At 66.2% G+C, this 24,731-nt stretch carries 23 protein-coding genes and 1 tRNA gene; 7 read left to right on the top strand and 17 right to left on the bottom strand.

The features are described from left to right. Positions 1–74: 74 nt before the first annotated feature. Positions 75–1,250: a thiolase family protein gene (locus CVO77_RS03960; protein ID WP_197709666.1), complete on the bottom strand. Its 1,176-nt coding sequence runs from the start codon at positions 1,248–1,250 to the stop codon at positions 75–77. 98 nt (positions 1,251–1,348) lie between these two features. Here CVO77_RS03960 and CVO77_RS03955 point away from each other — a divergent pair, with 98 nt between their 5' ends. Continuing rightward, positions 1,349–1,762, top strand: coding sequence for a Zn-ribbon domain-containing OB-fold protein (locus CVO77_RS03955; protein ID WP_197709665.1), 414 nt, complete (start codon positions 1,349–1,351; stop codon positions 1,760–1,762). Here CVO77_RS03955 and CVO77_RS03950 read toward each other — a convergent pair. Then, positions 1,759–3,195: an MFS transporter gene (locus CVO77_RS03950; RefSeq protein ID WP_105997990.1), complete on the bottom strand. Its 1,437-nt coding sequence runs from the start codon at positions 3,193–3,195 to the stop codon at positions 1,759–1,761. The two genes, CVO77_RS03955 and CVO77_RS03950, sit on opposite strands and share 4 nt — an antisense overlap. A gap of 246 nt (positions 3,196–3,441) precedes the next feature. Between CVO77_RS03950 and CVO77_RS03945 the strand changes: the two genes are divergently transcribed. After that, the gene (locus tag CVO77_RS03945) at positions 3,442–5,844 is read left to right on the top strand and encodes a TonB-dependent receptor (protein ID WP_158257991.1); all 2,403 of its coding nucleotides are present in this window, start codon (positions 3,442–3,444) and stop codon (positions 5,842–5,844) included. A gap of 308 nt (positions 5,845–6,152) precedes the next feature. On the opposite strand, the gene CVO77_RS03940 is transcribed toward CVO77_RS03945, so the two are convergent. Together CVO77_RS03940 and CVO77_RS03935 are read right to left on the bottom strand one after the other, a co-directional pair. Then, on the bottom strand, positions 6,153–6,941 hold the full coding sequence (locus tag CVO77_RS03940) for a thioesterase family protein (protein ID WP_158257990.1): 789 nt from the start codon (positions 6,939–6,941) through the stop codon (positions 6,153–6,155). Positions 6,942–6,952: 11 nt separating this feature from the next. Continuing rightward, positions 6,953–7,723, bottom strand: coding sequence for an SDR family NAD(P)-dependent oxidoreductase (locus tag CVO77_RS03935; RefSeq protein ID WP_105997987.1), 771 nt, complete (start codon positions 7,721–7,723; stop codon positions 6,953–6,955). Between the two features lie 363 nt (positions 7,724–8,086). Here CVO77_RS03935 and CVO77_RS03930 point away from each other — a divergent pair, with 363 nt between their 5' ends. Together CVO77_RS03930 and CVO77_RS03925 are read left to right on the top strand one after the other, a co-directional pair. Then, complete coding sequence (locus CVO77_RS03930) at positions 8,087–9,202, top strand: acyl-CoA dehydrogenase family protein (protein ID WP_105997986.1); 1,116 nt, start codon at positions 8,087–8,089, stop codon at positions 9,200–9,202. 29 nt (positions 9,203–9,231) lie between these two features. After that, positions 9,232–10,446, top strand: a complete 1,215-nt coding sequence (locus CVO77_RS03925) for an acyl-CoA dehydrogenase family protein (protein WP_105997985.1) — start codon at positions 9,232–9,234, stop codon at positions 10,444–10,446. A gap of 23 nt (positions 10,447–10,469) precedes the next feature. On the opposite strand, the gene CVO77_RS03920 is transcribed toward CVO77_RS03925, so the two are convergent. The 3 genes from CVO77_RS03920 to CVO77_RS03910 form a co-directional block, all read right to left on the bottom strand. After that, positions 10,470–10,793: a 2Fe-2S iron-sulfur cluster-binding protein gene (locus CVO77_RS03920; protein WP_105997984.1), complete on the bottom strand. Its 324-nt coding sequence runs from the start codon at positions 10,791–10,793 to the stop codon at positions 10,470–10,472. Between the two features lie 7 nt (positions 10,794–10,800). Next, positions 10,801–11,013, bottom strand: a complete 213-nt coding sequence (locus CVO77_RS03915; protein WP_105997983.1) for a ferredoxin — start codon at positions 11,011–11,013, stop codon at positions 10,801–10,803. 127 nt (positions 11,014–11,140) lie between these two features. Continuing rightward, entirely contained in the window at positions 11,141–11,740 is a 600-nt protein-coding gene (locus CVO77_RS03910; RefSeq protein WP_158257989.1) for a TetR/AcrR family transcriptional regulator, read from the bottom strand. A gap of 143 nt (positions 11,741–11,883) precedes the next feature. On the opposite strand from CVO77_RS03910, the gene CVO77_RS03905 reads away from it, so the two are divergent. Next, positions 11,884–13,113: a cytochrome P450 gene (locus tag CVO77_RS03905; RefSeq protein WP_105997981.1), complete on the top strand. Its 1,230-nt coding sequence runs from the start codon at positions 11,884–11,886 to the stop codon at positions 13,111–13,113. Positions 13,114–13,259: 146 nt separating this feature from the next. On the opposite strand, the gene CVO77_RS03900 is transcribed toward CVO77_RS03905, so the two are convergent. Next, positions 13,260–13,748 (bottom strand): hypothetical protein, encoded by a 489-nt coding sequence (locus CVO77_RS03900; RefSeq protein WP_105997980.1) that lies wholly within the window; start codon positions 13,746–13,748, stop codon positions 13,260–13,262. Then, a complete protein-coding gene (locus CVO77_RS03895; RefSeq protein WP_105997979.1) occupies positions 13,745–15,037 on the bottom strand; it encodes a lysozyme inhibitor LprI family protein in 1,293 nt (430 codons plus the stop codon). The genes CVO77_RS03900 and CVO77_RS03895 overlap by 4 nt, the downstream gene beginning before the upstream one ends. Before the next feature lie 328 nt (positions 15,038–15,365). On the opposite strand from CVO77_RS03895, the gene CVO77_RS03890 reads away from it, so the two are divergent. Then, entirely contained in the window at positions 15,366–16,322 is a 957-nt protein-coding gene (locus CVO77_RS03890) for an AraC family transcriptional regulator (protein WP_105997978.1), read from the top strand. A gap of 114 nt (positions 16,323–16,436) precedes the next feature. Next, complete coding sequence (locus CVO77_RS03885; RefSeq protein ID WP_146130818.1) at positions 16,437–16,883, top strand: hypothetical protein; 447 nt, start codon at positions 16,437–16,439, stop codon at positions 16,881–16,883. Between the two features lie 2 nt (positions 16,884–16,885). Here CVO77_RS03885 and CVO77_RS03880 read toward each other — a convergent pair whose 3' ends face one another. The 8 genes from CVO77_RS03880 to mreC form a co-directional block, all read right to left on the bottom strand. Then, complete coding sequence (locus tag CVO77_RS03880; RefSeq protein ID WP_105997976.1) at positions 16,886–17,779, bottom strand: hypothetical protein; 894 nt, start codon at positions 17,777–17,779, stop codon at positions 16,886–16,888. After that, positions 17,776–18,741, bottom strand: coding sequence for a TPM domain-containing protein (locus CVO77_RS03875; protein WP_105997975.1), 966 nt, complete (start codon positions 18,739–18,741; stop codon positions 17,776–17,778). The genes CVO77_RS03880 and CVO77_RS03875 overlap by 4 nt, the downstream gene beginning before the upstream one ends. A 28-nt stretch (positions 18,742–18,769) precedes the next feature. Further along, on the bottom strand, positions 18,770–19,450 hold the full coding sequence (locus tag CVO77_RS03870) for a hypothetical protein (RefSeq protein ID WP_105997974.1): 681 nt from the start codon (positions 19,448–19,450) through the stop codon (positions 18,770–18,772). A gap of 267 nt (positions 19,451–19,717) precedes the next feature. Then, positions 19,718–19,793, bottom strand: a tRNA-Lys gene (locus CVO77_RS03865). Positions 19,794–20,007: 214 nt separating this feature from the next. Continuing rightward, positions 20,008–21,114 carry a rod shape-determining protein RodA gene (rodA, locus tag CVO77_RS03860; RefSeq protein WP_105997973.1) on the bottom strand — a complete coding sequence of 369 codons (1,107 nt, stop codon included), beginning with the start codon at positions 21,112–21,114 and terminating at the stop codon, positions 20,008–20,010. After that, positions 21,111–23,024: a penicillin-binding protein 2 gene (mrdA, locus tag CVO77_RS03855; RefSeq protein WP_105997972.1), complete on the bottom strand. Its 1,914-nt coding sequence runs from the start codon at positions 23,022–23,024 to the stop codon at positions 21,111–21,113. Before mrdA ends, rodA begins: the two co-directional genes overlap by 4 nt. A gap of 272 nt (positions 23,025–23,296) precedes the next feature. Beyond that, a complete protein-coding gene (locus CVO77_RS03845; RefSeq protein WP_105997971.1) occupies positions 23,297–23,818 on the bottom strand; it encodes a rod shape-determining protein MreD in 522 nt (173 codons plus the stop codon). Next, positions 23,815–24,717, bottom strand: coding sequence for a rod shape-determining protein MreC (mreC, locus tag CVO77_RS03840; protein ID WP_105997970.1), 903 nt, complete (start codon positions 24,715–24,717; stop codon positions 23,815–23,817). Before mreC ends, CVO77_RS03845 begins: the two co-directional genes overlap by 4 nt. Between the last annotated feature and the right edge of the window lie 14 nt (positions 24,718–24,731).

The raw sequence follows: 24,731 nt of genomic DNA, 5'->3' as shown, positions 1-24,731 counted from the left end.
AGGCAAGTTTCCGCGCACCGTGAAGCCGGTGGTGCGCGCGACGGGTGACAGGGTGTTGCGCGCGGCGTCCGGCATCAACCGCTGGTGAGGAGCAGGCATCCGGCGATCGGGCCGCCGCCGTTCGAAACCGCGGCGACGCGAAGCGGCTTCGCGACCTGCCGGTCTCCGGCTTCGCGCCGCAATTGCAGGCAGGCTTCGTGCAGCGACCAATGGCCGTGGAGCCGCCCCGCCGATAGTTGGCCGCCATAGGTGTTGAGCGGCAACGCACCGTCGAGCGCGATCCGCGTCGCGCCCTCGACGAACGGTCCGGCGCCGCCGCGTTCGCAGATTCCCAGGGCTTCGAGCCATGCGAAGGTCAGGAAGGTGAACCCGTCATAAAGCTGGGCGATATCGATGTCGGCGGGTTTCAGATCGGTCTTGCTCCACATTTCCGCCGCGGCATCGACCGACGCCATGGCGGGGTAATCGGGGCGCAGGGTCCATGCGCCCGGCCCGGTCGAGCCGCCGAACGCCTCGATCGCGGGCGCGGCATTGGGGGCGTCGGCGGCATAGCCGGGATGCGACACGACAAAGGCCGCGGATCCGTCGATCGGAATGTCGCAGTCGAGTCGGCCGAACGGGGTCGAAATCATCGGGGCGGCCAGATAATCGTCCATCGTGATCGGCTCGCGCAGGACGGCAAGCGGATTGAGGGCCGCATTGCGGCGGCTGTTGATCGCCAGCCAGCCGAGCTGCTCCTTCGTCGTCCCGTAAAGCGCCATGTGGCGCTGGCAGTGCATGCCGAGCCAGTTGGTCGCGGCATAGCCGTGATAGGCGAGCAACTGGGGCGTGTCGGCCATCATCGTGGGAAGGGTCGCGGTCGCCGCCGCCTGGGCCTTTGGGCCGCGCTTGCGCGCCTCGTCCGCGTCCTTTGCGGTGATATTGCCGCCCTTCATCTTGACCGTGCGATAGATCAGGACGTGGCGGGCGCGGCCCTGCTCGACGGCTTCGGCCGCCGCCATCACATAGGAAAGAAGGCCGCCGCGGCTATAGCCTTCGCCATGGTAGCGCGGTGCGATTCCCAATCGTGCGGACGCTTCGGCGGGCGGGGTGTCTCCCAGCGTCGCAACGCCGTCGATGTCGGCCGGCGAGAGCCCGGCGTCGGCGATGGCGGCGCGGCTCGCCTGCTCGGTAAGATCCAGCGCCGACACGTCGGTGTTGCGTCCGATGGCCGAGATTCCGATCCCCGATATTATGGCTTTTGCTGTCATCATTCCCGCCTGTTGTTCGTTGCGACCTCGTTAGCGGTTGGCCTATTCACATACAATGTGTATGTGAATAGGCCACGCATAGAGGAAGGCTTTCGATCGTGACTCTGATCCCCGCCGCGGCGCCGCGCATATTGGCCCGTGAATCCTTCGCGACCCAGGCCTATTGGACCAGCGGGCGGAGCGGCGTCCTGCATCTTGCGCGCAGCAAGGCCTCGGGCCGCTGGCTCCACCCGTTCTGGAACATCGACGAAAGCGACCCCGATGTCGAAATCGCGCCGGTCAGCGGCAGGGGGACCGTCTTTACCTACACCGTCAACTGCCATGCCTATAATCCGCAAGTGCCGCCGCCCTATGTGATCGCGATCGTCGAACTCGTCGAGCAGAGCGATCTGCGGATCGTCACCAACATCGTCAACTGCGCCCCCGACGCGGTCGGGATCGGGCTGCCGGTGCGGGTGGCGTTCGAGCATCATGATCCGCTATATGTCCCGGTGTTCGAACCCGACCTTTAGCGCCGCCGCTTGATCAGAAACGCCATCGCGGTGCCGCAAAGCGTCAAGGCCGCGATCACGGCCAGCGTCAGGGTAAAGGCCGCGGCGTCGGGATAGCGGCCGCTCTCGCCCGGCTTGCTGACGGTGCTCGTCGCGAGCAGGACGGTGACGAGCTGCGCCCCGGCGGCCATGGCGACGGCGCGGATCACCGACATCGTCCCGATCGCCTCGCTGGTGCGGGCTTCGGGAACCGCGGGGACGATCAGATTGGGGATGGCGGTATACAGGATCGTCGTTCCCGCCGCGATGAGGCACAAGATGGCGCCGACGACCAGGATCGAGCCATGCCAAAAGATCATCGCGGTCCAGCCGACGATCACCATGATTCCCCCGACGAAGACCGGAACACGCTCACCGCGATTCTGCGTCAGCCATCCGCTGAACGGCGCAACGGCGATGCCGAGAAGGTTCGAGGGCAGCTTGACCAGCCCCGAAACGGTGGCCGACACGCCAAGCCCGATGCCGGTCCAGGTCGGCGACTGGAGGAGCAGCGAAAAGATCAGCGTGATCTGCAGCGCGCCAAGCGCGACCAGCGCGGAGATGATATTGGCGAGCGCGACGCCGCGGTTCGTCAGCAGCCGGAGGTCGATGAGCGGGTCGGCGATGCGCAGGCTCCGCCATATCCAACTGCCCAGCAGCGCGATTCCAGCAGCGCCCGCGACGAGGGTGGCGCCGTCGGTCCAGCCCCAGGCCGCGCCCTTGCCGAGCATGAGCAGCAGCAGCGCCAGCCCCGGCAGGAAAAGGATCGCGCTCAGCCAGTCGAGCCGCGCGGCCGAATCCGACCCGGCGGCGCGCGGCACGAGCCGCCAGACCGTCACCGTCGATAGGGCGCCGAGGATCGCGCTGGCGACGAACAGCGACCGCCAGCTCATATGATCGACCAACAGGCCCCCCAGGACGAGACCGCCCGCGGTTCCCGCCGAAGCGGCCGATACGATCAGCCCGACCGCGACGGGAACGCGCTCGGCGGGCAGATTTTGGCGCAGCAGCCCGATCAGCAGCGGCAAGACCCCGGCGCCGAGACCTTGCAGGCCGCGCCCCACCAGCAGAAGGCCGAAATTCGTCGTCGCGGCGCTCAGGATCGATCCCGCCGTCCCGGCGGCGAGCAGGATGATCAATATCTTGCGGCGTCCGTACATATCGCCCAGCCGTCCGCAGATCGCGGCGCAACCGGCGCCGACCAGGCCAAAGATCGTCACCATCCAGCCGACCGCGGTCGGGTCGCCGAATTCGGCGATGATGCTTTTGACCGCGGCATAGATCATCGAGGTTTCGAACGCCCCCGCGATATCGGCGAGAAACAGCGCGCTCAGAAACGGAAGATGCTGCCGCAGCGACGAAGCGCGCGGCTCGCCGGACGCGCCGCCTTTGCCGATTTCTTGTGTATCTGCCATGACATAGAATACTAAGATAGATATCTATCCTGTCAATGCGAGCGACAGGGCCGCGGGGCAAACCCGCCGCTCGCCAACGTCCGTGTCACCCGGCCCACAGCCCCAGCCGCCGCTCGCCCGCGAATATCGGCCGACGAAAACAGGCTCATGCCTCTATTTTGATAGTTGACGTAGTATACTATGTAGGAGATAGTGCGCGAAAGGCCGGGAACATGGCCATGATGAAACTCTGGTTGGGAGGGTATGATGAAGAAGAGGTTTCAAGCGGCCGTTTATGCGGGGCTGGGTTCGTTGCTGGTCACGGTGCCGGCCTTTGCGCAAGGCGCCGCGGCGGGAACGGGAACGGCGGCGCAGCCCGCACCCGCGGACGAGGCGGACGGCCCGTCGTCGCGCGGCCTGAACGAGATCGTCGTCATCGCGCAAAAGATCGAACAGAATCTGCAGGACGTGCCGGTCGCGGTCACCGCCTTTTCGGGTGAGGAGCTCGAGCAGCAGAATGCGACCAAATTCAATGATATCGCCAGGCTGACCCCCAGCCTCTATATTTCCAAGGTGTCGGCGACCGAGACCGCCCCGGTGATCACGCTGCGCGGTCAGGTTCAGGCGGACGTGCTGGCGACGCTCGACCCCTCGGTGGGCACCTATGTCGACGGCTATTACTGGTCGCGCGCCTATGGCCTCAACAGCGACCTGCTCGATATCCAGAGCGTTCAGACGCTCAAGGGTCCGCAAGGAACGCTGTTCGGCCGCAACACCACCGGCGGCGCGATCCTGATCCAGACCAATGATCCGAATTTCGACGGCTTCTCGGGCTCGGTGTCGGCGACCTATGGCCGGTTCAACGAGATGCAGGGGACGGCGGTCCTCAATCTTCCGATCGTCGACGACAAGGTCGCGATGCGCGTCGCCTTTTCGAAATCGAAGCGCGACGGCTATGTGCGCAACCTGTTCGACGGCAAGAAATATGGCGAACGCGACAGCTGGGTCGGCCGGGCGAAACTGCTCGTCCAGCCGACCGATAATTTCCGCCTCCTGTTTTCGGCCGAACTCTACAAAAGCGACGCCCGGCCGGTTCCCTATTCGCTGGCGCAGATATCGACGGTCGGCTTCACCGGCGCGACGCCGTCGAGCGGGCTGGGCTTTCTATCCTATGCGATCCAGAGCGGATTTGTCGGGGCGGGCGGTTTCGATATCGCCGGCGCCCGCGCGCAGCTCGACCAATATATAGCGACGTCGCAGAACAGCGACGAATTGTCGTTCAACAGCCCGTTCCGCAACTATGCCAAGACGCAGACCTATACCGGCACCGCGTCGCTCGACACCGCGTTCGGCACCGTCAAGTTCATCGGCGGCTATCGCAATGTGAAGGCGGCCGCGCCGCTCGATCTCGACGGGACCGCGGTGACGCTGCTCAACACCGGGACGATCGGCACCAACAGCCTCCAGCAGGATCTGACCCAATATTCGGGCGAGTTCCAGATCACCGGCCAGGCGTTCGGCGATGTCGTCGATTTCGCGGCGGGCATCTTCTACTTCCACGAAAAGGGGAATGACGGGTCGCAGTCGACCTCGCTTGGTTTCGTCAATCCGAACGTTCCCAGCATCTTCGACGGAACGGTCAGCAACGACAGCCAAGGCATCTATGGCCAGGCCAGCGTCCATGTGACGGACAAGCTGACCCTGACGGGCGGCTTGCGCTATTCGATCGAGGACAAGGCGCTGACGCTGCGGAATCGTTCGTTCGTGGCCGCCGCCAATGGCTTCCAGTGCACGCTGACCGGGGCCACGCTGCCCGATTGCCGGGCGTTCCGCCGCGATTCGTTCAACGGCATTTCCTATAATGTCGGCGCCGATTATCAGTTCGGCGACGCCATGATTTATATCAAGGCGGGCAGGGGTTTCCGGTCCGGCGGCGAAAATCTTCGCGCGACCGGGGCGGCGGCATCGTCGTTCGTGCCGTTCAAACCCGAAGTCGCGACGAGCCAGGAAGTCGGGTTCAAATCGGAATTTCTGGACCGGCGGGTGCGCCTGAACGTCGCGGCCTATCACTCGGTCGTCAACGACATCCAGCGCTCGGTGCTCGTCGCCGGGCCGGGCGGGACCGCGGCGACGACGGTCGGCAATGCGGGCAAGCTGCGCGTCAACGGCGCCGAGGCCGAATTGACCGCGCGCCTGTTCGACGGCTTTACGCTCGGCGCCACCGGGGCGATCACCAAGCCGAAATATCTCGAATATTTCGACGGGGTAAAGGATCGCCGCACCGATCGGATCGGCGGCGTTCCCCACCACACTTTCTCGGTTTCGGGCACCTACGAGCATGACTTCGGATCGACCGGGCTGCTGCTTCGCGCCGACTATGTGTGGACCGGAAAGGTCGCGCTGCAAAGCTACAACGAGGTCGGTGATCCCAACAATGCGGCGATCATCGCGGCGACGACGGCTCCGTCGGCCGGGATCATCAACGCCCGTGCCGCGCTGACCTTCGCCGATGGCGGCTTCGAGCTTGCGCTCTTCGGGCGCAACCTGACGAACAACCGCGACGTCCAACTCGGCCTGGTGCTGCCGCAGCCGCTGGGGCTGACGATCAACCAGCGGCGCGAACCGCGGACCTTCGGCATTACCGGAACGATCAGGTTCGGAGGCAAATAAGGCAAGAAACAGCGAAGGGCGCGCCCGCGACGGCGCGCCCTTTTTGCTGCGCGGCTCGGGAGTGCAGAGAGATTCGGTTTTCGCGTGATGTGCGCTTAGAGCATCGAGCCTTCAATCTGGCTCACTATCCCGTTAGTGTCGAGCGAAGTCGAGACACCCATCGGTGTAGCGCCAAGCCGATGGGTGTCTCGACTTCGGCCAAAGGCCGAAGTTTATCCTGAGCGCCTGCCAAGGCAGTCGAAGGGCTCGACACGAACGGATAAAGGGCGGTGCAGATTAAACGCACGCCGCTCTAGGGGCGCCTGACCCTAGCTGGCGCCGACGGCGGCCTGGGGTTGCGGCGCGATGAACAGCGTCTGGTGCCCGCGCGCGAAAGCGCCGCGGCGATCGGCGAACAGCGCGTTGGCATGGGCGACTCCGTTGCCGGCGCTCATCGTGTCGGCATGGATCAACAGCCATTCGCCCTCGGGTTCGCGGGTCAGGTGAAGCGCGATGTCGAGATTGGCGAAACTCCATTCGCGGCCGTCGACATGCGCGCCGACGCCGCCGCCGAAATCGCCGAGGGTCGCCGCGCGGACGAGCGGCGTGAGCGGAACATCCCGCACATGCTGATGGCCAAAGCGCACCCAGAGCGCGAGGGGGCCGGGGGTATGGAGATTGCCGCCCGCGGTCCGGCTTTCGACATATTGGCCGAACGCGCGCCGCGACATGAATTTGACCACCGGGCAATCCTCGGGCGGCGGATAGACGGGGGCGCCGTCGATGACCGGGGTGTCGGCGATGCGCGTGCGCAGGGCGCAGGCCCGCGCGACGAGCCGGTCCGCGATCCATAATTCGCTCTCGCTCACCTGAAAACGCTCGCCGTCGCGAACGATGCGCGTCCGGCCTTCGACCGGCGCCATCGGGGCGGTGCCCAGGATGTCGATCGTCAGCCGCGCTACCGTCATCGGCGCGGACGCCGCCACGCCGTCGATCAGATGGGCGAGCAGCCCCCCCAGCCCGGCGCCATTCTGCTTCCCACCTTCCCATGGGCTGCTGGCGAGCGGGGTCGGCGTAAAGCGACCTTCGTCATCGATATCGTAAAAATAAGGCGGCAAGCGCTTCTCCCTCACAATGTGAGCGGGTGACCGCCCGAAACCTTGAGCGTTTCGCCGGTGATGAAGCTCGCCCGATCGGAGCACAGGAACAGCATCGCCTCGGCAATGTCGTCGACGCGGCCGGTTCGTTGGATTTTCTGGAGATCGTCGGCGAAATGGCGGAACAATTGTTCGGGAAAATCGGCCTTGATCCGGTCGGTCGCGATCAACCCCGGGGCGATCGCATTGACGCGGATCGCATCGTCGGCGAATTCATGCGCGAACGCGGTGGTCAGGCCGCGCACCGCCAGTTTCGACACGCCATAGGGGTTGATGCCCGGATAGGCGGCGATCGACGCGATGTTGACGATCGCGCCGCCGCCGCGCCGGGCCATGATCGCGCGCGCGGCGAGCGAGCAATGGATCACGCCCATGATGTTGACGTCGAACAATCGCCGCACGGCGGCGGTCCCGAGTTCGCCGAACGAGCGATTATATTCGGCGCTGTGCAATCCGGCATTGTTGATCAGGATGTCGATGCCGCCCGAGCGCCGGCCGATCGCTTCCAGCGCCTCGGCGACCGCGCCGGGATCGGCGACGTCGCAGGCATGGGCCGCGGCGTCGCCGCCGCTCGCGCGCACCGAGGCCGCGACCGTTTCGGCCGCGGCCGCATCGATGTCGAGTAGCGCCACCACCGCACCCTGCGCCGCGAGCGCGTGCGCAAAGCCGGCGCCGAACCCCGCGCCGCCGCCGGTGATGACGGCGACCTTGTCGGCAAATTCCCTTGCCTCATATAAGGTCATCAGCAACTTCCTGTCTCGGCCGACTGCCCGAAGGACTCCGTTGGCGAATGTCGTCGGATTGGATATCGGGTGCCGGTTTTTTCTTCAATAACAAATATAACTAGGATAACTATCAAAGCTGATTTCGAAGACCCGGAAATGGGCTCGTCCGTCGTCGCGATCGACCCTGTATTCGCCGTTTTTCTCGGCGTTGCCGATCGATCGGAGCGGAAGGGGCGAGATCATATTTTACACCTATATGGAGTAGACATAGAATACTAGGTCATATAGCAATGCGAGCGATAACGGGCAATGTCCAACCGGCGATCGCGTCTTTCGGCGCGGCATTGGCCGGGGCGGCGCCGGTGGAAGAGGTGGCGGTCTATGAATTTCGATTTTTCTGATGAACAGAAATTCCTGCGGTCCGAGGCGCGCAAATTTCTGGAGAGCGCATGGCCCGCGGCGCGCGCGCGGGGCGTTGTCGACGACGCCGCGCAATCGCATGACGCGGATATGTGGCGGGCGCTGGCCGAGCAGGGCTGGCTGGGCATCGCGATTCCGGAGCCATTCGGCGGGCTCGGCCTGAGCCGGATCGACCTGTGCGTGATCGCCGAGGAACTCGGCCGGGTCCTCGCGCCGGTGCCGTTCGCATCGACTCTCTATTTTCTGGCCGAGGCCGTCATGCTGGCGGGCACCGCCGATCAGCAGGCCGATATCCTGCCGCGGATCGTGGCGGGCGAACTGATCGGGGCGTTCGCTTCGTCCGAAGGGCCGGGGGTGCCGACACCCGCGACCCTGCGCACGACGGTGTCGGGCGGCAAGCTCACCGGCGTCAAATTGCCCGTCACCGACGGCGGCATCGCCGACCTCTGCGTCGTTCTCGCCAGCGAGGACGGAAAGCCCGGCCTGTTCCTCGTCGACCTGAATGGTCCCGGCGTGTCGCGCGAAACGCTGAAGACGCTCGACCCGTCGCGCGGCGCGGCGCGGATCGCCTTCACCGACGCCCCCGCAACGCCGCTAGGCGCGCCGGGCGCCGGGTTCGACCTTGCCGAGCAACTGCTCGATCGCGCGGCGGTGCTGCTGGCGTTCGAGCAGGTCGGACTGAGCGATCGCTGCCTGGAAATGGCGCGCGATTTTGCGCTCGAACGCTATGCCTTCGGCCGCGTGATCGGGTCGTATCAGGCGATCAAGCACAAGCTCGCCGACATGTATATCAACAACACGCTGGCGCGCTCCAACGCCTATTATGGCGCGTGGGCGCTGGGGACGGGGGCGGCCGAACTGCCGGTCGCGGCGGCCGCGGCGCGCGTGTCGGCCTGCCATGCCGCCGCCTATGCCGCGCGCGAGAATATCCAGACCCACGGCGGCATCGGCTATACGTGGGAAAGCGATTGCCACCTTTATTACCGCCGCGCGCGCCAGCTTGGGCTCGTCGCCGGGGCATCGATCGCGTGGAAAGAGCGGCTCGTCGGCCGGCTCGAACAGCGCAACGCCGCCTGAACCATCCAATCGACCGAGGACGCACGATCATGGATTTCTCCGACACCTCCGAAGAGGCTGCCTATCGCGCGCAGGTTTGCGCGTGGCTCGACGCCAACGCGCCCGATCGCCTGCCGCGGACCGCGCCGACCAGCGAACAATTGCGCGCCGCCAAGGACTGGCAGGCAAAGAAAGCCGCCGCCGGTTACGCCCAGATCAGCTGGGCCAAGGAATGGGGCGGCCCCGGCGGCACGACGATGCAGAACGTCATCTATAATCAGGAAGAGGGCCGCCGTGGCCTCGCCACCGGCTTTTTCGGCATCGGCCTCGGCATGTGCATCCCGACGGTGATCGCCTTTGCCGACGAGGTGACCAAGAAGCGCTTCGTCGGCCCGGCGCTGCGTGGCGAGGAGATCTGGTGCCAACTCTTTTCGGAACCCGCGGCCGGATCGGACCTTGCCGCGGTGCGCACGAGCGCGGTTCCGGACGGCGACGACTGGGTCGTCAACGGGCAAAAGATTTGGACCTCGGGCGCGCATTACAGCGACTATGGCATCGTCGTGACGCGCACCAATCGCGACGCGCCGAAGCACAAGGGGCTCACCATGTTCTGGGTCGATATGACATCGCCCGGGATCGAGGTCCGGCCGATCAACCAGATGTCGGGCGAATCGGGGTTCAACGAGGTCTTCTTTACCGACGTTCGCATCCCCGACGGCCAGCGGCTCGGCGCCGTCGACAATGGCTGGAAGGTCTCGCTCGTCACGCTGATGAACGAGCGCCTGTCGATCGGCGGCGGTGGCGGCGGCGCGGACTATGCCCGGTTCATGGAATTGGCGCGGGGACAGACCGTCGGCGACGAACCGGCCCTGGCACACAGCGCCTTCCGCGAGAAGATCGCCGACTGGTATGTCCGCACCGAGGGCATGAAGCATACCCGGATGCGCAGCCTGACCGCGCTGTCGCGCGGCGAAACGCCGGGCCCCGAAAGCTCGATCGGCAAAGTGGTCGCGGCGCTTCAGGCGCTCAATGTCGCTGAATGCGCGATCGACATGCTCGACGCCTATGGGATCATCGACGACCCCGAGATCAGCCCGATGCGCGGCGCGTTCCAGTCGCTCTTCCTCGGCATGCCGGGGCTGCGGATCGCCGGGGGAACCGACGAGATATTGCGCAACATCATTGCCGAACGCGTGCTGGGCCTGCCGGGCGAGATCCGCGTCGACAAGGATGTGGCGTTCAAGGATTTGCCGGCGGGGCGTTAAGAAGGCGACCGTTCGCCGCGCCCCTATTGGGTTTCGGGCAGCCGGATGATCAGGCCGTCGAGTGCATCGCTCACCGCGAGCTGGCACGACAGGCGGCTTCCTTCCGGGTCGACTTCGGCCGTCGCGCATTCGAGCATCGATTCTTCCATCTCGGACTTTTCGCCGGTCAGCGCGCGCCACGCCGGATCGACATAAACATGGCAGGTCGCGCACGAACAGGCGCCACCGCAATCGCCCCATATCCCGCCGATACCGGCGTTGACGGCGCCTTCCATCACGGTCTGGCCGGGGTCGAGATCGACCTCGTGCGCGGTGCCGTTGCTTTCGATATAGGTGACTTTGATCATCGGGGGCTCACACCATGTCCGCGGCCGAATCCTCGACCAGCGTCAGCGCGCGTTCGGGGCATGCGCGCACGCCGCGCCGCGCCAGCGCTTCTTCGGCGGGGGTCACGTCGCGCTCCGCAAAGCCGATATAGCCATCGTCGGTGAGGGTGAAAATGTCGGGGCTGACCGCCGCGCAGCGCGCATGGCCGCTGCACAATCCAGCGTTCGCGATGATTTTCAACGGCCATCTCCTTCCAGAGGCGCAAAACGCCCGGTTCGCCTGTCCCTGCCGAGAGGGTGAGTTAACATACAGGCTGTATGTGAATAAGTCAGCCGCAATGGTCAAGCCCCATCGCTACGGCTCCCGGTCAGCGCAGCCCCGCGATCAGGTTTCGCAAGGCGTCGCTGACCTCGATCCGCGTCGCTTCGGGATCGACCGAATGCGCGATCATCATCGACGCCTCGGTCAGCGCGGCGAGAACCAGGTGGGCGAGGGGGAGCACAGGCTGCGGCCGGATCACGCCGTCGCGGATCAGGTCGCGAAACGCGTCGCCGATGTCGCCCAATATCGAATCGGCCCCCATTTCGCGCCAGCGCCGCCAGCCGAACACCGAGGGGGCGTCGATCAGCAGGATCTGCTGGATGTCGGCGCGCATCGCGACCACGCGCAGAAAGGATTGCACCCCTTCCTGAAGCTGCCGAAAGCGGTCGGACGCAAGATCGCTGACCTCGGCGGCGGACAGCTCCCGCAATTCGCGTTCGAGCTGATGAAACACGGTTTCGAACAATGCCTCCTTGTCGCGGAAATGATGATAGAGCGCGCCGCGCGTCACCCCGGCGCGTGCCACCACCTCGGGGGTGCTGGTGTCGTGATAGCCGCGCTCGGCGAACAGCTCGCGCGCGGCCGAAACCAGCTTTGCGTGAGTCGAGGCCGCGCGTTCGCGCCGGGTTCCGCCATCATTCGCCATATCCATCCCTTGACATATCGGGCCGCTCGCAGCATTTCACATACAGCTTGTATGTCAGAATGCGAGTCCGGCTTTAAACCTCATAGTGCGGCGATCGCGTTGCGAAAGGGGCGGGGCCGAAATCCGCCGCCAGGGAGAGTGATATGGACAATGCGACGACCGATGCAGCGCCGATTATCGGCCTGCCCGATCATGTGCCGATGGCGTTGGTGCGGCGCGCTCCCTCACCGGGCTTTGCGCCCGAAACCTGTCCCTATCAGCAATATGCAGCGATGCACGACGAGCCGCGCGTGCAATTCATGCCGCCCGATTTCATGCGCCCGAACGGGTCGTGGACAATCAGCCGCGGCGAGGACGTCCGCTATGTCCTGCAACATCCCGAACTGTTCTCGAGTCAGGGAATTGCCGGTTTTTCGATGTTCCTGGGACAATCCTGGCCGCTGATCCCGCTCGAACTCGACCCGCCCGAACACACCAAATACCGCACCCTGCTGAACGGCATCTTCTCCCCCGCCAAGATCAAGGCGCTCGAAGAGGGCGTCCGCGCCCGCGCGGTGTCGCTGATCGATGCCGTCGTCGCGCAGGGGGGATGCGAATTCGTCGATGCGTTCGCGAAACCCTTCCCGGTCAGCATTTTCATGCAGATCATGGGACTGCCCGACGGCGATTTCAACCTGCTGGTGAAATATGAACAATTATTGCTGCATTCCGAAACGATGGAACAGCGCGTCGAGGGCGCGCGCGGCTTCTATGACTATCTCCTCGACCTGATCGCGAAACGCCGCGCCGATCCCGGCGACGACCTGGCGGGTTTCGTGATCCAGTCGGAGATCGACGGCCGCCCGCTGAACGACGAAGAGGTGATGGGAATCTATTATCTGCTCGTCGTCGCCGGGCTCGATACCGTCGCGGCGTCGCTCGGATTGCATTTCGCGCATCTGGCGACGCATCCCGAGGATCAGGCGCGGCTGCGCGCGAATCCGGACCTGATCCGCGACGCGGTGGAGGAATTCCTGCGCCGCTATGCGATCGTGTCGACGACGCGCTTCGCGACGCAGGATACCGAACTTGCCGGGGTCGCGATCAAGAAGGGCGACCGCCTGACCATCAGCACGATGGCGCCCAGTCTCGACCCCGCCGAATTCGCCAATCCGCTCGACGTCGATATCGAACGCTCGCCCAACCGGCACGTCGCCTTCTCGTTCGGCCCGCATCGCTGCATCGGATCGCATCTGGCGCGCCGCGAGATGATCGTGGCGATCGAGGAATGGCTGAAGCGCGTGCCGCCTTTCCGCGTCGAGGGCGACGTCGAGGTTCCGGTGAAGGCGGGCGGCCTGATGTGTGTCGAACGCCTGCCGCTCGTCTGGGGATGATCCCCAGCGGACCTGGGGAGGGTTTTCGGCTCTCCTTCGGGGACGGTTCCAATGCCCACCGGTCCTAAGCGACAAAGCTGCCGCAGGAGCTTGGCTCGGGCGACGAATGCTCCTCGACGGTCCGCGGTGGCGGCCCGCAAAGCGAGTTATCGAGGCCGCCCCTCGGCGTCGTTGTCGGATTCCTCCGCGGAACGGCGCACGATATCGGCATCGACGCGCAACCGTTCGGCCAGGTAGCGGCGCGTGGTCCGGGCCTCTTGTTCGTCGACGGCGGTCCGTCGCGGCTTCAACAGGCGCACCACGGCCCACAGCAGCAGCGCGGCAGCGAGAAGGATCAGGCCGTGATAGAGGCTGGCCGCCCCCACCGCCCGCAAGGTGATATCGCGTCGGCTGCCGTCCCGTTCGAGGCAAAAGATATTGCGGGCAACGCCTTGTTGCCCCGGCTTGTAGGAATAATTGCGCGATTGGGTCTCGACCGTCCCGTCGCAGACATAGGGCGCGGCCACCGTCACCAGCGGCGGATGGATGGCGCCGCCGGCGCTCGCCACCATGATCCCGCCAAAGGCGCAGACCGGCACCAGCAGCAGCAAGCCGCAGCCGAAGCGCGCGACCGGTCGGGCGCGGCCGCCGGTCATCGCGCCGCGCCGGTCATCGCGGCAAGGCAAAAGCGCTCGGGCGCGTCGGCTTCGGGTTCGGCCAGAAACGCATCGCCGCAGCGATTGTGGGTTGACCACGCCAGCGTGCCGAGATCGGCCGACACGGCATAGGGCTGGTCGCCGCGCGCCGTGCCGGCGATGCGGCGTTCGCGGCGCGTCGCCATGTCGAACAGCGCGATCCCGGTATCGGCGGAATAGACGAGGCGCGACCGGGCGGCATCGAACAGATATTGCGCCAGGTCCCACCCGCCCCAGCCGACGAGATAGGGCGCGGCCCCCGGCGCGCGGGCGCGTATGTGCAGGTCGATCGTGCCGTGGCCGCGATCCGCCGTCCAGACGAGATATTGGGCGTTGCCGCGCATGGATTCGGTGGCGGCATCGTCGTCGGGAAGTTCATCGTCGCGGATCACGAGGCCGCCATTGATCGATTCGAAATGCCCTTTGACGGCGCCCGGCACGGCGCCGAGGCGCTGGCTGCCGTCGGCCGTCGCGGTATAGACCGCGGTCGACCCGTCCACGGGGTCGCCGCCGTCGCCCCACAGCGAGGCGAGCGCGTAAACCCGGTTTCCCTGCCACGTCAGCGCATCGATCGTCGCCACCGCGTCGGCGGAATGGTGGCCCTGCCGGTCGGGGGACGGGGTCACGGGCGTCAGCTTGCGGTCGGCCACCCGATAAAGCCATAATTGGTCGGAAAGATCGTGATCCTGGCTGGGCAACAGGATGGCGACATGACGGCCATCGGGCGATAGCCGCATGGCCGCGACCCGCACCTGCCCATCCTCGACAAGCTCGGGCCGGGCGCGGGCGATGGCGCGAAGGTCGATTTCGCTCGCCGCCTGCGTCGCGATCGGGTCGGCGATGCGGTCCCCCAGTTCGCGGCGGCGGTCGAGATAGAGTGCGATCAGGCAGCCATAGGCCTGTTCATGCACCTCCGGCGCGGGATCGTTCAGTTCGGCGAAGGTCCGATCGCCGACGCAGCGGCGGTCGCGCTCGCCCAGCCAGTCGCGCTGCTGCGCCACCAGCGCCGCGCGGGCCGGGGTGGTCAGCGCGCCCAGCACCGCGCGATAGCTTCGCGACAGCGCCAGATCCTGCCAGCGCAAGGCGGCCGTGGCGCAGATGAACCGATCGATCGGGCGCGTCGCCTTGGCGCAATCGAACCCCGCCGGGACGGCCGTCGCGCTGGTCGGCGGTGCCGCAAAGCTCGCCGGGCAGGCCGCGACGAGCGCCAGCAGCAGCGCCGTCGCACCCCGCATCGTCGATGATCGCATCCCTGCCTCCCGCTTCGTCGGATCAAGGGCCTGTCCACGCCGCGACGGGCATGGACAGGCCGAACGGGGACGGGCGGACAGAGGTGGAGAGAGGCCGAAACGGCCGCGTTTCCTCTGGAGCCGCCCGCCAGGGGCGCCGATGGGTCGCTATCGGCGCACCCGTTCCCGCGTGGGTCGTTGCTGCCGCCAGCGGATGCCACGCGCGTGCCCTCCTGTCTCGGACCAGACGGAACGCGAGGTGGACCAGGCGGCACTCGGCCTATAGGGTCGGCCATTCGGCGTCCGCCCGTCCTCGTCGGCGGCGCGACGCCAGGGGAGGGGGGATGGCGTGAACTCGGCCTATTCGTCGCAAAAACTGTCGACCGCATCGGTTCCGGTTCGCGAGCGCCTGCCGATGTGGCGCGAAGTCTTCGGACAGGCGATGGCGCGGCTCGACATAGAGGCTGCCGGGGACATGCCGTTTCACGCCGAAGGGACGCTGTGCGCGTTGCCGGGCGCAGCCTATGCGTCGGTGTTCGCCTCGCCGGTGCGGGTCTCGCGCACGCGCAGCCTGATCGCCGCCGATCCGGTGGAGATGCTCTATCTGATCACCGCCGACGCGCCCTTGGACGTCAAGCAAGGCGGGCGGGAGCATGTTCTGGCGTCCGGCGACTCGATCTTCGTGCGCGGCAGCGAGGTCAGCGCCATAAGCTGCCAGAGCCGGACCCGCTTCACCAATATCGCGATCGCGCTCGACGACCTGCGCGCCTTCTATTCGGGAGCGGATGATCTGGCGATGCGCGTCGTGCCGCGACAGAGCGACCTGCTCGGCCTGCTCCACGCCTATGTCGATATGCTGCGGCAGCGCGCCGATGCCGCTGCGGGCGCGGCGGGGCCGCTCGTCGCCGGGCATAGCCGCGACCTGATCGGCGCCATCGCCGCGGCCGGCGCCGACGACCCGCCGCCGCCCGGCGTGAAAGCGGCGCGGCTCAGGGCGATCAAGGCCGAGATCGCCCGCCGCCTGTGCGATCCGCAACTCGACGTGGAAGGGGTGGCGCAGCGCTGCGGGATCAGCCCACGCTATGTCCGCCGCCTGTTTCAGGAGGAAGGCAGCAGCTTTTCCGCCGTCGTCCTCGGCCTGCGGCTCGACCGGGCGCACCGCCTGCTGCTGCATCCGGGGCAGACGCCGGGAACGATCGCGGAGGTGGCCTATGGCTGCGGCTTCGGCGACCTCTCTTATTTCAACCGCACTTTCCGCCGCCGCTTCGGGATGACGCCGTCGGATTTGCGGAGCGTCAATCGCTAGGGTCAGGACCCTGGCGAGCGGTTGGTTTGCGAACCACGGCTGGCTGGGGCAGTCTCGCAGGCATCGGAACGATGCGGAGGCGGGCGAATGGCGATACGGTGGGTGATCGGAGCGATGCTGGCGATCGCGGGATGTTCGGCCAGCGACGGCACGACCGCGCAGGACAAGCCGACCGGAACGGCGGAGCGGGCGCCGAGCGCGGATTGCAGCAGGTTCGACTACGCCCGTTGCATCGCCTTGTCGCCAACGGAGCGGATGCGCGGCGTGTGGCTATCGGGCTTCGAGCGGTCGAGCTTTCTTGCCGGGGCAGAGGCCGTGCCGAACGGACCGGATCGATATGGCAATGCCGTATGGGTCGATTTTGCGCCGGATGTCGCCGTGGACCCAACCCTGCGCGCCGAAATGGACCGGATGGGCGGCACGGTCGCGGTCGCCATCGAGTTCGATGGCAGGCGATCGCGCGATGCGGGCCGTTACGGCCATATGGGGGTGGCCGACCATGTGGTGGTGATCGATCGCATTCGCTCTGCGCATATCCTGGGACGCATTGCTTCGGATTAGCATCAGTTTCTGTTGCAGCGCCCCTGCCAGTCGGCGAAAACGCCCTGCCAGCCCCATCCCGACTGGTGAACCAGTTCGGTCAGCAGATGCGCCAGATTGCCGGGCGCCGCCGCGATGTCCTGGCCCGATGCGATCTCGACGCGATCGTCGGTGATGCGCAGCGTCATCTGGCGCCGGATGGCCTCGCTCGGCGGCGTCACCGTCAGGCTGGCGTCATAGATCAGGTCGGCATCCGGGTGGGTGCCGTCGCGCTGTCGCGGGCCGCTTCGCATCTGCGCCTCGCTGGCATTCATCGGCTTGTCGCCGCGGATCAGCGACACCTCGCGCACCAGCACGCAATGCCCCCCCGATACGAAGGTCAGCCGCACCCCGACCGTCCGCTTGTCGTCGCGAAAGTCGCGGGTGACGAGCATCCGGTCGGGCTGGCCCGTCGGCCGCTCGATCCGCAGCTTCAGCCCCGCGTCGGCCAGCGACTGGACGCGACGTTTCAGCCGATGCTCGGCGATCGGCATGGCGCCGGGCGCGGGCGGCACCCATGCGGTCCAACTCGCCAGCCAGAGCATGAAGACGGGCAGGACGACCACAAAGAACAGCCCGTAACCCACCATGAACCGCCATTGCACGAACCAGTTCGCGGGGCCGCTTTGCAGCACATAATAGGCCGGAATCATCGCCGCGAACATCGTGATCGCCCAGGCGGAAATGCCGATCTGCGTGCGGCTGCTCCCGCCCGCCAGCATGCCAGCCAGCAGCAGGGCAATGGGCAGAAACAGGATGATGATAGCGGTGGGCGCGGCCCGGCCGTCGCGCAGCCAGAGCCAGCCGAGCGACGCGGCGCCGGCCAGCAGCAGCAACAGCGCGGCGACGATCACCGGTGGGTTCAGGACCCGGTTCACGGGGTCTCCGGGCCCGCCACCCTGGCGATGATCCTCTCCACGCCCGCCTCGATCCCGCCGGGGACATCGCCGCGCCGGAACCGCGGCAGGACCGCCCTGTCCAATATCGCCTGCGCGGCGGCGTCGGGCAGGCGGGCCGTAAGGTCGCGCCCGACCGCGATCCGCGCCTGCCGCTCGTTCGGCGCGACCAGCAGCAGGATGCCGTTGCCCTTCATGCCACGGCGATCGGCGATTTCGGCCGCGAAGCGCGCAATGTCGGTCCCGCCGAGCGACGGCGTCGTGACGACGACAAGCCGGTGTCCACTATTCTGCTCGAAGGTATAGATCAGGAGGCCGATCGCCATTTTGCGGTCATCGGGCAGCAATTTGGCTTCGTCGGCGATGTGACCTTGCGCGAGCCGGAAAGCGATACCGGCATCATCCTGTTGCACCTCATCGGCCCAGCCGACCGTGCCTAGATCGATGCGCGTGATGCGCGGCGGCTTGCCGGGGCCGTCGATCGGCAGATACCAGATGCGCGCGGGTATGCCGTTCGCCAGGCGAACCGTCGGCTTCTCCTCGGTGCTGCCGCGGTTGGCGAAGCCCGCTTCCAGCGCCCCCCAATTGACATCGAAATCGACGTCGCCGACCGAAAAACGCTCGTAATGACTATAAAAAGTGGCGCCCGTGCTCCGGCGCTTGCCGCGTGCGCGCGCCATGCGCCAATCGTGGATCGGTCCTTCGACCTGCTTCGCCTCGCCCCTCGCCACCGCCTGCGTGACGCGGCGATAGTCCCACCACGGCACCGCGCCCGACGCGAGGATCGTGAAGACGCCGATCACGATGATGGGATAGCTGCTCCAGCCCGATTTTCCGAACCCCCATTTCATCACCGCGCCGATCAGGATCAGTCCCAGACCGATCAGCGGGAACTGCAAGCCCACGCTGTCGTTCGCGATGTCATAGACCGTCGCATAGGTCATGCGGGCATCCCCGCCACGCGCCGCGTCATCAGCGTTTCAGATAGCGATCGCTGCATGCGTTCAACACCGCGATCGGTGGCCCCAGCCGCACCGCCTTTGCCAGCGCGCGCATCGCGATTTCACCGACATGCTCGTCGTCCTCGGCGGGATAGACTTCGCTGTTCACCAATCGTTCGAGTGCGCCGTTGAGTTTGACATAGGTCGCGGCGCGCGGGTCGGGCGCGATCTCGCTCTGGGCGAATATCTGGAGCAGCACGGTCGACAGCGTATAGCACATGATGCGGGTGTCGCGGACGTCGGGGGGCAGCGCCTTGAACGCGCCCGCTTGCGTCTCGGGAAAGGCCTTGGCGCAGGGGGCGGTATAGCTTGCCGCATTCTTGTCGGCCACGAACTTGTGTTGCAGCGTCGCGCCGCGCGAGGCGATCTGCTCGAACTTCGCCGGATCGCCAAGGCCGTCCGGCGACCCGCCGAGCAGGGCGAAATGCAGCGCCTGGCCGGCATCGTCGACCGGAACCGAGCCCGACCCGATACGCTCCTTGGCGAGCGCCATCGTCGCGCCATAGCACAGCGCGGCGCTCTCGCTCCTGTCGGCGGGAAGCGTAGCGTCGGCCGGCGCGCCCCCGCACCCGCCGAGCGTCAGGCTCAGGGCGATCGCGAGGCTCCGCGCTCGCCCTCGACCGGCTGCTTTTCGATACGGGTCGGCGTGCATCTTAATCTCCCAATCTGTCCGGCGCACCGCTTGCTCGCAGCGCCCCCGCACACCATGGTCTGGTGGCTGCGCCGACCATGAACGCCCGATCGGGCGGTGTCGTGGACCATGCGGAACAGACATGGGACTTTGCGGCACTGGCCGCGACCGGGCGGCCGGCCTTCATCCAAAGGGCAGAACAGCATTCGCACCTCCGGCGCCTTGTCGAAATGGGCATCGCCCGGTGTCGGAACGACATCGGATGATTTCACATAAGTCATTGAAAAATGGTGGACGCACTAGGGCTCGAACCTAGGACCCGCTGATTAAGAGTCAGCTGCTCTACCAACTGAGCTATGCGTCCACTGCCGGTTTGCGGCGGTCTTCTCAGCGGTTCCGGGGAACCTTGTGCTGCGAAGAGAGCGGCCCGCTATCATGCTCATTCCGGCATGGCAATGGTCTTTGCCGATATTTTTGCCGCCGCGGCCAAATTGTCGCGAAGCGAGGTGGGTTATGATGGGGGCTCGGGCGCCCGATCGGTCAGCCGGGCGGGCCTTCGCTCCGGCCCGGATGGCGCCTCAATGAAAGCGACGGGTGCCGGTCTTGCTGTCGTTTTCGACCGCCAGGATGATGCCGATACAGGTCATGATCGTCAGCATCGACGATCCGCCATAGGAAAAGAGCGGCAGCGGGATGCCGACGACCGGCGCCAGGCCCATCACCATCGACAGGTTGATCGCGATATAGAAGAAGATCGTCATCGTCAGGCCCGCGGCGACGAGCTGGCCGAACCGTGTGCGGGCGCGCAGCGCGACGCGGGTGCCCCAGCGCAGCAGCAGGAAGAAGGCGAAGAGCAGCCCAAGCCCGCCGATCAGGCCCCATTCCTCGGCCATCGTCGCAAAGATGAAGTCGGTATGCCCCTCGGGCAGATAGTCGAGGTGGCTTTGCGACCCGTTGAGGAATCCCTTGCCGCCGATCCCGCCCGATCCGATGGCGATCTTGGACTGGCTGATATGATAGCCCGCGCCGAGCGGGTCGCTTTCGGGGTCGAGGAAGATCAGCACACGCTTCTGCTGATAATCGTGGAGCATCGAGAAGAGGATGGGCAGCGCCGCGGCGCCCGCGGCGGCCGCGCTGCCGAACCACCAGAGCGGCAGGCCCGCGACGAACATCACCACCACCCCGCCGATGCAGATCGACAGCGCGGTGCCGAGGTCGGGCTGGAGCATCACCAGCGCGGCGGGAAGCCCGATCATCAGCGCCGCCGGCCACAGCGCGGTCCATGTCCGCGTGCTCGCGGGCGGCAGTTGGGCATAGAAACGCGCCAGCGCGAGGACGATGGCGACCTTCATCAATTCGGACGGCTGAAAATTCATGAAGCCGAGGTCGAGCCAGCGCTGGCTGCCCTTGCCGACGAAACCGAGCAATTCGACCGCGAACAGCAGCAACAGCACCGCGAGATAGCCGAAATAGGCGAAATCCTCGAACAATCGCAGCGGGAACCGGCCGATGACGAGCATGGCGCCCAGAAAGACGAGGAAGCGCACCCCCTGTTGCCACGCCCAGGGCGACCAGCTGCCGCCGGCCGCCGAATAGAGGATCAGCAGCCCGAAGCCCGCGATGGCGGACAGCAGCGCGATCAGTTTCCACGGGACGCGCTGGATCGCGGGCGGGACGGGGATCATGCCGCGTCCTCGGGCGCGGGGCGGGCGGCGCCCGCCTTCCAGATGGCAAAGTCGCGCGCCATGCGCTCCTCGATCGTGCCGCCCCAGCCGGTCTCGAACCCGGTGAGCGCTTCCATCGCCTTGTCGCGGTCGAAGAGGAAGGTCATCACGTCGCGCGCGATCGGATAGGCGGCGCCCGACCCGCCGCCATGCTCGATCACGACCGCGGCGGCATAGCGCGGCGCGTCGAACGGCGCGAAGGCGATGAACAGGCCGTGGTCGCGATGCTTCCACAAACCGCCCTTGCCGCCGCCGACGCTCAGGCTAACGACCTGCGCGGTGCCCGTTTTGCCCGCCATCTTGACGTCCTCGATCGGCAGCCGGGCGCGGCCCGCGGTGCCGGCGCCGTTGACGACCTGGTTCATCGCCTCGCGCACGATACCGATATGATCGGCGGAAAAGCCGAGCGACTGCATCGCGGGGCGGTTCGCGGCCATCGTCAGATGCGGCATCACGACATTGCCCGTCGCCAGCCGCGACGCCATCACCGCAAGCTGGGTCGGGTTGGCGAGCATATAGCCCTGGCCGATGGTCGCGTTCACCGTGTCCGAAATCGCCCAGGGGCGATCATATTTCTTCATCTTCCACTCGGGGCTCGGCACGGTGCCAAAGCTCTGGCTGGGGACGGGAAGGGCGAATTTCTCGCCCATGCCCAGCCGCTTCGCCATCGCTGCGATGACGTCCATCCCCATCTGCTGCGCGAAGTGATAGAAATAGACGTCGCAGCTCTGGTAAATGCCTTTCGACATATTGACCTGGCCGTGACCGCGCCGGTTCCAGCAGTGGAAGACGCGGTTGCCGACGCGCAGGCCCCCGCCGCAAAAGGTGGTCGCCTCGGGCGACAGGCCGGCTTCGAGAAAGCTCATCGCGACCATCGGCTTGACGGTCGATCCGGGCGGATAAAGGCCGCTCAGCGTCTTGTTGCGCAGCGGCACATGGTCGTTCTGGCTGAGCCATTTATATTCGGCGACGCCGATCCCGCTCGAAAAGCTGTTCGGGTCGAAGCTCGGCATCGACGCCATCGCCAACAGGTCGCCGGTCAGGCAATCGATCACCACGACCGAACCCGATTCGGGGCCGATGCGCCGCGCGGCATAATGTTGCAGATCGGCGTCGATGGTCAGGTGAACCGTCTTGCCCTGCACGTCGGGCTGGGTCGACAGGTCGCGCACCACCTTGCCGCGCGCGGTGACCTCGACGCGCTTCGCGCCGGGCTTGCCGCGCAGCACCGGCTCGAAATATTTCTCGATCGCCTGCTTGCCGATCTTGAAGCCGGGGGTGATGTAGATCGGGTCTTTCGCCTCCTGATATTCCTCGGCCGACGGCGCCCCGACATAGCCGACGAGGTGGCCGACCGCCGCGCCGGTGGGATAATAGCGGGCAAAGCCGCGCGCCGGCGCGACGCCGGGCAATTCGGGCAGGTGGACGAGCACCGAGGCATAATCCTGTTCGGTGACGTCCTCCGCGATCGCGACCGGCTGAAATCCCGACGCGGCCTTCAGGTCGCGCTCGATCCGCTGCATCGCATCGCCGTCGAGGCGGAGCATCGTCCGGAGCTGACCGAGCACCAGATCCTTGTTGTGGAGGCGGTCGGGAATGATGTCGACGCGCAAGGACACGCGGTTGTTCGCCAGCGCCTTGCCCTGCCGGTCGACGATCCAGCCGCGGCGCGGCGGGATGAGCGTCAGATTGACGCGATTGCTTTCCGATTCCAGGACATAGCGTTCATTGTCGATGATCGAGATATAGCCCATGCGCACCGCGAGCGCGCCGAACAGCGCCGCCTGCGCGCCGCCGACGACGATCGCCCGGCGGGTGAAGGTGATGCCTCTCCAGGCTTCGGTGATGGGCGGGCTTTTCTTGCCGAACATGGGAGGGTCAGGACCAGTTGGTTATGCGTTCGAGGCGTCGAAATGGCGAAGGGATCGGGCTCGTGCGGCCGCCGCGGATGGTGGTTCCATCTGCAAGGCCGCGCGGGCCCGAGATCGAAGCCATTTCGACGTTCCTGCGGGATTTGACCGATTTTGTCCATGGCTGCGTCAGCGCGCCTTGGAATATTTTCATATGCCTGCGTCCCGCTTTCTTGCCCTGAACAAAATCGCTTCAAACCTCGAGCGCATAACCAGCTGGTCCTGGTCCTCGATTATCTTCGCCTGAGACGGAAATTGTCAAATCGGCCGGTCAGCCGCAGGATCAGCGGCATGAGCAGGACCGAAACGATGATTTGCGGCACCACGAGGCCAAGGACGTGGCCGGACGCGGCGTGGGGGTGGGTGATCAGCGCGGCGATTGCCTGGATGGCGGCGACGAGCAAGGCGCCGATCGCCCAATCGTGCAGAAAGCCGCGCCAATAGATGCGCTGCGAGATATAGGCGATGGCGATGCTCGCGATCGTCCACAGCCCGATCGCGGTGCCGATCGGCGCGCCGCTGAACAGATCGTCCCACAATCCCAGCGGCAGGCCGATCCACACCGGCCACATCTCGGTGCGGAGGAGCTGCCAGCTCAGGAAGAACAGCAGCCCGAGCGGCGGCAGCACCGGCGAACTGGCGACGAGCGGCAGCATCAGCGGCAGCGCCGATGCGAACAATACGGTCGCGACCGGAACGATGCGCATCCGCCACAGCGACGCCGGTTCGCCGAGGCGCGGCCCGCGCGGGTTCATGGCGCCTTCGCGGACGGGACGGGGGCGGGGGCGGGCACCGCCTGCGCTTCGATATTGTCGGGCGTATAGGCGCGCAGCACCGCCACCGCATCGACCTTTGCCGGGTCGGCGAGCGGGCGGGCGAGGGCGCCGTCGTCCTGGCGCCGCGCGACGATCGCGACCGGGATGTTCGGCGGATAGAGGCCGCCGGTTCCCGAGGTGACCAGGATGTCGCCGGGCTTGAAAGGATTGTTCGCGATGTTGAGCGTGCGAATGTCGAGGTCGCCGTTGCCGCGGCCATAGGCGAGCGCGGGCAGGCCGTCGCGCGCGCGGCGGACCGGGACGATATTGTCGACATCGGTGAGCAGCAGCACCTGCGACACCGAAGGCCCCGAACTCAGCACGCGGCCGATCAGTCCGTCGGCGCCGCGCACCGGCTGTCCCGCGGCGATGCCGACGTTGCGGCCGATGCTGAGCAGCGCGATGCGCTTGCTGCTCGTCGAGGTCGAGGTGAGGAGATAGCCGTTGGCGATCGCGCTCTTGTCGGTCTGCTGCAATTTGAGCAGCGCCCTGAGCTGGCGATTCTCCTCCTGGAGCGAGCTGGTCGCGACGAGCTGGCGCCGCGTGATGGCAAGCTCCTTGCGCAGCCGCCGGTTCTGCGACCCCGCGCCGACATAGGCCGACACCGCGTCATCGACGCCCGAGATCGATCCGATCGCCGAGCGGCTGGCGCGCGCGATCGGCGCGGCCACTTCCTGGCTCGCGATGCGAAGCTGGGCGAAACCGATGGGATCGACGACCGACAGCAGCGCCAGCAACAGGCCCGCCACCGCCCCCGTCACCGCGATGACATAGGCAGCGAACAGGCTGTACTGGGCCTTGCGGGATTGCCCCGGACGCCGATGTGCCGGGCGGACCATGGTGCGAGCCTAGC

The organism is Sphingopyxis lindanitolerans (assembly GCF_002993885.1).
Classification (GTDB): domain Bacteria; phylum Pseudomonadota; class Alphaproteobacteria; order Sphingomonadales; family Sphingomonadaceae; genus Sphingopyxis; species Sphingopyxis lindanitolerans.
Note: the sequence above shows the minus strand (reverse complement) of the source record. Positions and strands in the feature narration are given on the sequence as shown.

What these genes read in the sequence shown, in the direction of transcription:
- CVO77_RS03960 (WP_197709666.1), bottom strand. Translation starts at nt 1,250, where the DNA reads ATGACAGCAAAAGCCATAATATCGGGGATCGGAATCTCGGCCATCGGA.
- CVO77_RS03950 (WP_105997990.1), bottom strand. Translation starts at nt 3,195, where the DNA reads ATGGCAGATACACAAGAAATCGGCAAAGGCGGCGCGTCCGGCGAGCCG.
- CVO77_RS03945 (WP_158257991.1), top strand. Translation starts at nt 3,442, where the DNA reads ATGAAGAAGAGGTTTCAAGCGGCCGTTTATGCGGGGCTGGGTTCGTTG.
- CVO77_RS03935 (WP_105997987.1), bottom strand. Translation starts at nt 7,723, where the DNA reads ATGACCTTATATGAGGCAAGGGAATTTGCCGACAAGGTCGCCGTCATC.
- CVO77_RS03930 (WP_105997986.1), top strand. Translation starts at nt 8,087, where the DNA reads ATGAATTTCGATTTTTCTGATGAACAGAAATTCCTGCGGTCCGAGGCG.
- CVO77_RS03925 (WP_105997985.1), top strand. Translation starts at nt 9,232, where the DNA reads ATGGATTTCTCCGACACCTCCGAAGAGGCTGCCTATCGCGCGCAGGTT.
- CVO77_RS03920 (WP_105997984.1), bottom strand. Translation starts at nt 10,793, where the DNA reads ATGATCAAAGTCACCTATATCGAAAGCAACGGCACCGCGCACGAGGTC.
- CVO77_RS03910 (WP_158257989.1), bottom strand. Translation starts at nt 11,740, where the DNA reads ATGGCGAATGATGGCGGAACCCGGCGCGAACGCGCGGCCTCGACTCAC.
- CVO77_RS03905 (WP_105997981.1), top strand. Translation starts at nt 11,884, where the DNA reads ATGGACAATGCGACGACCGATGCAGCGCCGATTATCGGCCTGCCCGAT.
- CVO77_RS03900 (WP_105997980.1), bottom strand. Translation starts at nt 13,748, where the DNA reads ATGACCGGCGGCCGCGCCCGACCGGTCGCGCGCTTCGGCTGCGGCTTG.
- CVO77_RS03895 (WP_105997979.1), bottom strand. Translation starts at nt 15,037, where the DNA reads ATGCGATCATCGACGATGCGGGGTGCGACGGCGCTGCTGCTGGCGCTC.
- CVO77_RS03885 (WP_146130818.1), top strand. Translation starts at nt 16,437, where the DNA reads ATGCTGGCGATCGCGGGATGTTCGGCCAGCGACGGCACGACCGCGCAG.
- CVO77_RS03875 (WP_105997975.1), bottom strand. Translation starts at nt 18,741, where the DNA reads ATGACCTATGCGACGGTCTATGACATCGCGAACGACAGCGTGGGCTTG.
- CVO77_RS03870 (WP_105997974.1), bottom strand. Translation starts at nt 19,450, where the DNA reads ATGCACGCCGACCCGTATCGAAAAGCAGCCGGTCGAGGGCGAGCGCGG.
- rodA (WP_105997973.1), bottom strand. Translation starts at nt 21,114, where the DNA reads ATGATCCCCGTCCCGCCCGCGATCCAGCGCGTCCCGTGGAAACTGATC.
- mrdA (WP_105997972.1), bottom strand. Translation starts at nt 23,024, where the DNA reads ATGTTCGGCAAGAAAAGCCCGCCCATCACCGAAGCCTGGAGAGGCATC.
- CVO77_RS03845 (WP_105997971.1), bottom strand. Translation starts at nt 23,818, where the DNA reads ATGAACCCGCGCGGGCCGCGCCTCGGCGAACCGGCGTCGCTGTGGCGG.
- mreC (WP_105997970.1), bottom strand. Translation starts at nt 24,717, where the DNA reads ATGGTCCGCCCGGCACATCGGCGTCCGGGGCAATCCCGCAAGGCCCAG.